This window comes from Mesorhizobium sp. M7A.F.Ca.US.006.04.2.1, assembly GCF_004022915.1.
In the GTDB taxonomy this organism is placed as follows: domain Bacteria; phylum Pseudomonadota; class Alphaproteobacteria; order Rhizobiales; family Rhizobiaceae; genus Mesorhizobium; species Mesorhizobium ciceri.
Map to the genome: position 1 here is coordinate 1 of NZ_RZQA01000258.1, position 7,329 is coordinate 7,329.

The 7,329-nt window shown below is 65.1% G+C and carries 7 protein-coding genes and 2 pseudogenes; 6 read left to right on the forward strand and 3 right to left on the reverse strand.

The genetic code is table 11. The features are described 5' to 3' along the window. A partial coding sequence (locus EN925_RS15690; protein ID WP_245461938.1) for a LysR substrate-binding domain-containing protein occupies positions 1-168 on the forward strand: 168 nt, incomplete at its 5' end. A gap of 23 nt (positions 169-191) precedes the next feature. Here the strand turns inward: EN925_RS15690 and EN925_RS15695 are convergent. After that, on the reverse strand, positions 192-1,418 hold the full coding sequence (locus EN925_RS15695) for a flavin-dependent oxidoreductase (RefSeq protein WP_063168617.1): 1,227 nt from the start codon (positions 1,416-1,418) through the stop codon (positions 192-194). 63 nt (positions 1,419-1,481) lie between these two features. Then, positions 1,482-1,598, reverse strand: a pseudogene (locus tag EN925_RS40715) (transcriptional regulator); the annotation flags it as partial. 72 nt (positions 1,599-1,670) lie between these two features. Between EN925_RS40715 and EN925_RS15700 the strand changes: the two are divergent. The 5 genes from EN925_RS15700 to EN925_RS15720 all read left to right on the forward strand — a co-directional run bounded on the left by EN925_RS15700 (position 1,671) and on the right by EN925_RS15720 (position 6,720). Then, a complete protein-coding gene (locus EN925_RS15700) occupies positions 1,671-2,648 on the forward strand; it encodes a GlxA family transcriptional regulator (RefSeq protein ID WP_164753802.1) in 978 nt (325 codons plus the stop codon). A gap of 230 nt (positions 2,649-2,878) precedes the next feature. Next, entirely contained in the window at positions 2,879-3,739 is an 861-nt protein-coding gene (locus EN925_RS15705) for a xanthine dehydrogenase family protein subunit M (RefSeq protein ID WP_063168619.1), read from the forward strand. Continuing rightward, positions 3,739-4,215, forward strand: coding sequence for a (2Fe-2S)-binding protein (locus EN925_RS15710; protein WP_013530647.1), 477 nt, complete (start codon positions 3,739-3,741; stop codon positions 4,213-4,215). The genes EN925_RS15705 and EN925_RS15710 overlap by 1 nt, the downstream gene beginning before the upstream one ends. Before the next feature lies 1 nt (position 4,216). Further along, positions 4,217-6,487, forward strand: coding sequence for a xanthine dehydrogenase family protein molybdopterin-binding subunit (locus EN925_RS15715; protein WP_127370111.1), 2,271 nt, complete (start codon positions 4,217-4,219; stop codon positions 6,485-6,487). Continuing rightward, complete coding sequence (locus EN925_RS15720; protein ID WP_024501711.1) at positions 6,475-6,720, forward strand: MoaD/ThiS family protein; 246 nt, start codon at positions 6,475-6,477, stop codon at positions 6,718-6,720. The genes EN925_RS15715 and EN925_RS15720 overlap by 13 nt, the downstream gene beginning before the upstream one ends. Positions 6,721-7,042: 322 nt before the next feature. On the opposite strand, the pseudogene EN925_RS15725 reads toward EN925_RS15720, so the two are convergent. Then, positions 7,043-7,329: pseudogene (locus EN925_RS15725) on the reverse strand (DUF3394 domain-containing protein); the annotation flags it as partial.

Below are 7,329 nucleotides of genomic sequence, written 5' to 3' on the forward strand. Positions count from 1 at the left end.
CGCTTCGACAAAGACCTGGCCGAAGGGACGCTGGTCGAAGTGCTGGCCGATTATCCGCCATCGCCGACGCCGCTGTCGGCGCTCTACCCGCAGAACAGACAGCTCTCGCCGCGCCTTCGCGTCTTCCTCGACTGGGCCTCACGCATCTTCGCCGAGGCAAACCTGTAGGCTGCAAAACGCGCCACTCGCGATCAACTCGGTTTTGCAAACCCGGCCAGGGACGCATAGCCGCGTACCACGCTCTTGCGTTCTTCGCGCGAAGCGACGGCGTCGATGTCATCAAACCCATGCGGCGCCCGGGCCTCGACCATGTCTATGACCGCTTCCGGCCCGCCTTGCCGATTGGCCAGCACGATGGCCGATGTGGCCGGCCGCCGCTCCCCGTCATACCGTGTTAGCGCGGCTTCGACGGTCGGTCCTGCGGCCAGATGCATCGCAAGGCAACCAGCGTCGAGTATTGCCTGGCTGGCTCCGTTCGACCCCACCGGGTACATGGGATGCGCCGCATCGCCGAGCAGCGTCACCCGCCCGAACGACCATCGTGGCAGCGGGTCGCGGTCGCAGTTCGGATATTCGTAGAAGCCATCCGTTGCCTGGATGATCGAGGCGGGGTCGACAAAATCAAGCTGAAACCGGTCACGCACGAAGGGCAGCACATCGTCGATCACGCCCGGGCGGCTCCAGTCGCCGGGACGCAGCGGTGATGTGCCGCTATCGCCGGTATTGGCCATCACCGCCCAGTTCGTCAGCCTGGTCTCTTCGCGATCCGGCTCGATCGGATAATAGACGAACTTGGCGAAATTGCCGCCGGCAACCGCCATGGTGCGCCCGTCGCGCCAGACCGGCCACGGCGTGGCGCCGCGCCACAGCATCGTGCCGTTCCAGATCGGCGGCCCTTCTTCGGGATAGAGCACGGCCCTGACGGCGGAATGAATCCCGTCGGCGCCTATGAGCAGGTCGCCATGGGCCTCGCCGCGCGAGCCGTCATGCCGGCGGAAATGCGCCACGACCTCGCCCTCGTTCTGCTCGAAGGCATCGACACGGCTTGCCGTGCTGATGACGTCGCCGCCAAGCCTGTTCACCACGGCCCGGTGAATCAGCCCCAGCAGCCTGCCGCGATGAATGCTGATTTGCGGAACCTCATAGCCGGCATCGATGCCCCGCAATTCCTGCCATACGATCTGGCCGAAGCGGTTGGTGTAGACAAGCTCGCGTGTCCTCACCCCCTCCGCGTCGAGCGCCGGCATCAGCCCAAGCCCGGCCAGCGCCTTGACAGCGTGAGGCAGCATGTTGATGCCGACGCCAAGTTCGCGGATGTCGTCGGCCCGCTCGAAAAGTTCGACCTCGATGCCTGCCTCATGCAGGAACAGAGCAGTGGTGAGGCCGCCGATACCGGCCCCGGCGATCAATGCTTTCATCAGTCACTCCCTTGCCGTGAAAAGTCCCCCCGAGCCGGTCAGATGCCCGTCGACTTCGCGACGTCACGGCGATGCACGTGGCCGGGGATATTCGAGTTGCATGGCGACGAGGTCTGCCGTGCGGGCACCATGGCGGGCAGCGATGGCGCGCAGCGTTTCGTCCAGGACTTTTGCCGGTCTCCAGATGGCTTGACGACGAGGCTACCGGCGTTAGGTTTCGTCCGAAATGACATAAATCGGGCGAATACTGCCATGCGCAGGCACGTTGCCGTCGTCGTTCACCCCGGTTTCCAGCTTCTGGATGCGGCCGGGCCGACAACCGTCTTCGAGATTGCGGAGCGCTGCCGCCCGGACAGCTATGAGTTGGTTTTGCTGTCGCCCGGCGGCGGCGACGTTGAAAGCTCCTCTGGCCTGAAGCTTCTCACCAGACCTCTGCGCGACGGCCCTTTCGACACCGTCATCGTATCGGGCGGCGAAATCATCCGTTCCATCGAGGCGATGGAAGAGATCGTCGCCTGGTTGAGGCGGGTGCCGGCGCGGCGCACCACCAGCGTCTGCACCGGCGCGTACCTGCTGGCACGGGCGGGATTGCTCGACGGCCGCCGCGCCACCACGCACTGGGCCAGCAGTCACGACTTCCACCGCCGCTACCCGAAGGTCAGGCTGGATGCCGAGCGTATTTTCATCAGGGATGGCGACATCTGGACGTCGGCCGGCATCTCGGCCGGAATAGACCTGGCGCTTGCCCTCGTCGAAGATGACCTTGGCGCTGAAGTGGCGCGCCGCACCGCACAGCAGATCGTCATGCACCAGCGCCGGCCGGGCGGCCAGTCGCAATTCTCGGCCTTCGTCGAGCTGGGCGGGCGAACCGGCCGCTTCGCCGCGCTGATCGAGTGGGTGCGGGCAAACCTGGCCGAACCGCTGACCGTCGAATGCCTGGCCGATCACGCGGCCATGAGTCCCCGCAACTTCGCCCGCGCCTTCACGTCCGAGACCGGCGTCACGCCGGCAAAGGCGGTAGAGCGCATGCGCCTCGAGACGGCCCGCACGGCGATCGAGACCAGCCATCTCCCGCTTGAGCGCATCGCCGAAGCCGCCGGTTTTGGCGATCCCGGACGCATGCGGCGTGCCTTCCTGCGTACCCTTGGCCAGCCGCCGCAGGCGTTTCGGACGGCCGCCGAACACAGGGGGCTTCAGTGGGGCAGCCAAGCAGCGGCTCTGCCGGCTTAAACGCCGTTCCGGTCCAAAAGCGGACAAAACCGAATGAGCGCACTTGATCCAGACCGAAGTTTCACGAAAATCATTCCAAAGCCGGTTGCTGCCATTCAGTGCGCCACTTTCGGCCTGTTGGACTGGATATTGCGGCGCCTGGCCCAATCGCCGCAGATGACGAACCGGATAGCCATTATGAGGAGACTGTTTATAACGGTCGCTGAAATCGCGATGACCAAGGGGAGACGATGCGCTACATACGTCCGCTTTCAATAGAAGATGCCGTTGGCCAGTTGGCCGGGTCGGCTGGTACGGCCGCCATCCTCGCCGGAGGCAGCGACCTCCTGGTCAGGATGAAGGGCGGCTTTGCCGAACCAGAGTTGATCGTCGACATCAAGGCGATCGATGGCTTGAGCGAGATCCGGGAAACGGCTGAAGGCTTCAGCATCGGCGCCGCGGTCCCTTGCGCCGTCCTGGGAGAGAACACCGCCCTCAAGAAGGCATGGCCTGGTGTCGTCGAGGCGGCCAAGCTGATCGGCTCCAAGCAGGTGCAGGGCCGCTGCACCATCGTGGGCAATCTCTGCAACGCCTCGCCGGCCGCCGACAGCGTGCCGGCGCTGGTTGCCGCCGGCGCCAGGGCAGTGGTCGTCGGGCCGGCGGGCCGGCGCACGATCCCCGTGCAGAGCGTGCCGACCGCGCCGGGCAAGACGTCGCTGGCCAAAGGCGAGATCATCGAGGCGATCCTGCTCGACAAGCGCGAGCCGCGGTCTGGCGATGCCTATCTGCGTTTCATTCCACGCACCGAGATGGACATCGCGGTGGTCAGCGCCGGGGTGAACCTGACGCTCGACGAGCACGGTGTCGTCAAATCGGCCCGCGTGGCGCTGGGCGCCGTGGCGGCGACGGTGCTTCTGGTCGAAGAGGCCGCGGAGGTGCTCGTCGGCTCCAGGCTGGAAGAGGCGACGCTGGAGCGGCTCGCCAAGGTCTGTGCGGGTGCCTGCCGTCCCATCGACGACAAGCGCGGCACTATCGAATTCAGACGAAAAGTTGCGGGTGTGCTGGCCCAGCGGGCCGCCACATCAGCCTATGCACGTGCAGGAGGCAAATGATGGCTGGAATTGCAGTTTCAACGACAATCAACGGCGATGCTGTCGAGTATCTGTGCCAGCCCGACGAGACGCTGCTCGACGTCCTGCGCGATCGGCTGGGGCTGACGGGCGCCAAGGAAGGCTGCGGCACCGGCGACTGCGGCGCCTGCTCGATCATCCTCGATGACCGGTTGGTGTGCTCATGCCTGGTGCTCGGCGCCGAGGCTGAAGGCCGTCGCGTCGAGACCATCGAGGGCATGGCGCATGGCGATACGCTGCACCCGCTGCAGCAGAAATTCCTCGAGCACGCCGCATTGCAATGCGGCATCTGCACGCCGGGCTTCCTGATCGCGGCCAAGGACCTCCTGGCCAAGAACCCCGACCCGACCGAGGAGGAAATCCGCTTCGGCCTTGCCGGGAACCTCTGCCGCTGCACCGGTTACGACAAGATCGTGCGCGCCGTCCAGGATGCGGCCATCGTGATGAAGGGAGCCTGAGATGAATTTCGATCCACGTTTTTCCGGACGTAAATTCGCCTCCGTCGGCACACGTCCGATCCGTCCCGACGGCATCGACAAGGTGACGGGCCGCGCGCGCTACGGCGCCGACTTCAACATGGCCGGCCAGCTGGTCGGGCGTGTTCTGAGAAGCCCGCACGCCCACGCCAGGATCGTCAAGATCGACATTTCGAAGGCGGAAAAGCTCGCCGGCGTCAAGGCGGTGATCACCGCGGCCGACCTGCCGGACCTCACCGATGGCGATGCCGCCATGTACGACGTTCTCGACAATTGCATGGCGCGCACGAAAGCGCTCTATGACGGCCACGCGGTGGCCGCGGTCGCCGCGATCGACGCCCGCACCGCCAGGCAGGCGCTGAAGCTCATCGAGATCGAGTACGAGCTTTTGCCGCACGTCACCGATGTCGACGAGGCGGCGAAGCACACGGCGCCCTTGATCAATGATGCCATCTTCACCGTGGGCCTTGAGGAAAAGCCGGTAAAACCCTCCAACGTCACCAAGCGCAGCCAGTTTGGCCATGGCGATGTCCATCAGGGTTTCGGGCAGGCCGACTTCATCGTCGAGCGCTCCTTCAAGACCGAGCAGACGCACCAGGGCTATATCGAGCCGCATGCCTGCGTGGCGAATTTCAGCTCCGACGGCACCGCCGACCTCTGGGTGTGCACGCAGGGCCATTTCGTCTACCGCCAGCACTGCGCCCAGTTGCTTGGCATGGAAGCCTCGAAACTGCGCGTCACCTCCTCGGAGATCGGCGGCGGTTTTGGCGGCAAGACCCATGTCTGGGCCGAGCCGGTGGCGCTGGCGCTGTCGCGCAAGGCAGGACGGCCGGTGAAGCTGGTGATGACCCGCGACGAGGTGTTCCGCGCCTCGGGCCCGACCAGCGCCACCTCGATCGACGTCAAGATCGGCGCCCGCAAGGACGGCACGATCACCGCCGCCGAAGCGACGCTGCGCTACAGCTGCGGCCCGTATGCCGGCTCCTGGGCCGAGATCGGCGCCATGACCGCGTTCGCCTGCTACAAGCTCGATAACGTCAAGACGGTCGGCTACGAAGTGCTGGTCAACCGGCCGAAGACCGCGGCCTATCGCGCGCCTTCCGCACCCATGGCAGCCTTCGCGGTGGAAAGCGCGGTCGACGAGCTGGCCAAGAAGATCGGCATGGACCCGGTCGACTTCCGGATCAAAAACGCCGCGCAGGAAGGCACACGGTCCTCCTACGGTCCGGTCTACGGACCGATCGGCATCGGCCCGGCGCTCGAGGCGGTGAAGAGCCATCCGCACATGAAGGCGCCGCTGGGCAAGAACCAGGGCCGCGGCATGGCTTGCGGCTTCTGGTTCAACTTCGGCGGCCAGACCTGCACCGACCTCAACATCGGCATGGACGGCTCGGTCTCGCTTGCCGTCGGCACGGTCGACGTCGGTGGTTCGCGCGCGTCGCTGTCGCTGGTGGCGGCGGAGGAACTCGGCATCGACTATTCCCAGGTCAAGGCGATCGTCGCCGACACGTCCAGCCTCGGCTACAACGACATGACGGACGGCAGCCGCGGCACCTTCTCCTCTTCCATGGCAACGATTTCGGCCGCTCGCAACGCGATCAAGATCCTGCGCGAGCGCGCCGCGCAGATGTGGGACATTGCCGTCGACGACGTGGTCTGGGAAAAGGGCCACGCGATCGCCAAGGGCGAGAAGCACGGCAATCTCGGCAAGCTGTCGCTGAAGGAGATCGCGGTCGAGTCGGGCAAGACTGGCGGGCCGATCGCCGGCCACAGCGAGCTCGTCGCCGATGGCGCCGGCGTCTCCTTCGCCACCCATATCTGCGATATCGAGGTCGATCCCGAGACCGGCGCTGCCAGGGTCGTCCGCTACACGGTCGTACAGGATGCCGGCAAGGCGGTGCACCCGACCTATGTCGAGGGCCAGTACCAGGGCGGTGCCGCGCAAGGCATCGGCTGGGCGCTCAACGAGGAGTATATCTACGGCAAGGACGGGCGGCTGCAGAACGCCGGCTTCCTCGACTACCGCATCCCGGTCTGCTCGGACCTGCCGATGATCGACACGCAGATCCTCGAAATCCCCAACCCCAACCACCCCTACGGGGTGCGCGGCGTCGGCGAGACGTCGATCGTGCCGCCGCTGGCGGCGATCGCCAATGCGGTGTCGAACGCCGCGGGCGTGCGCATGACGCACATCCCGATGTCGCCGCCGCGCATCCTGGCGGCGATCGAGGCGGAACGGGAATGGTCGAAGTAACGCTCTGGGGCTCGCTCGCCGCGACCGCCGGAGGCAACAGCAAGGTCGAGATCGAGGCCAAGGACATAAGGGAGCTGTTCAGGAAGCTGGCTGAACAGTATCCCGGCCTCGAGCCCTTGATCGACAAGGGCATCGCGGTTGCGATCGACGGGACGATCTATAGGGATACGTGGTCGAAAAAGCTGCCGGAGGGGGCGGAGATTTTTTTGCTGCCGCGGCTGGCGGGGGGATAGGCGGACACATGGCAGGGTAAAAGGTGCACTGTCACCGTAATTCTAAAAAGTACACTGTCACCGTAATTCTAAGAAGGCCAAAAGCCGCTGTTGGATTCGACCGGGAGGAGGGTCTGATTTGCGCCCCATGCCGGTCATCGCCACGGCTCATCGCCTCTTCTCACGAGCGGACATCTTCGCGACTAGGCTGAAGCTCGCTCGGCGCCGAGAACCCGCAGCGGAATGTCATGGACTCGATGGTCGGCCCTCTCATCTTTCCGTCCGCCCACCGCATATGCGCGACGTCGAAACCCCGGGAAGGATTGCGTTGGTGCGGCGCTGATCAGACTGGTTGCGCCTCTTCAGTGTGGCGTGCGTTCCAATGGCGCAGCAGGACCGGGACCAAAAGCGCCACGCCGAGTAGCGAGGAATAGAGTTCGGGTGCCACCAGAAGCAGGGCGGCGAACACGAGCAGCACGTTTTCCCATGGGCGTGTGCGCACCAGAAGATAGCGCGATAGCGCGGCGCCCAGGCAGGTGATGCCCAGCACGCAGCCGAAAAAGGCGAGGAAGAAGTTCGGCCAGGTGAAATCCTTCGTCACCAGCAGCAGGGACGGTGAGAAGACGAACA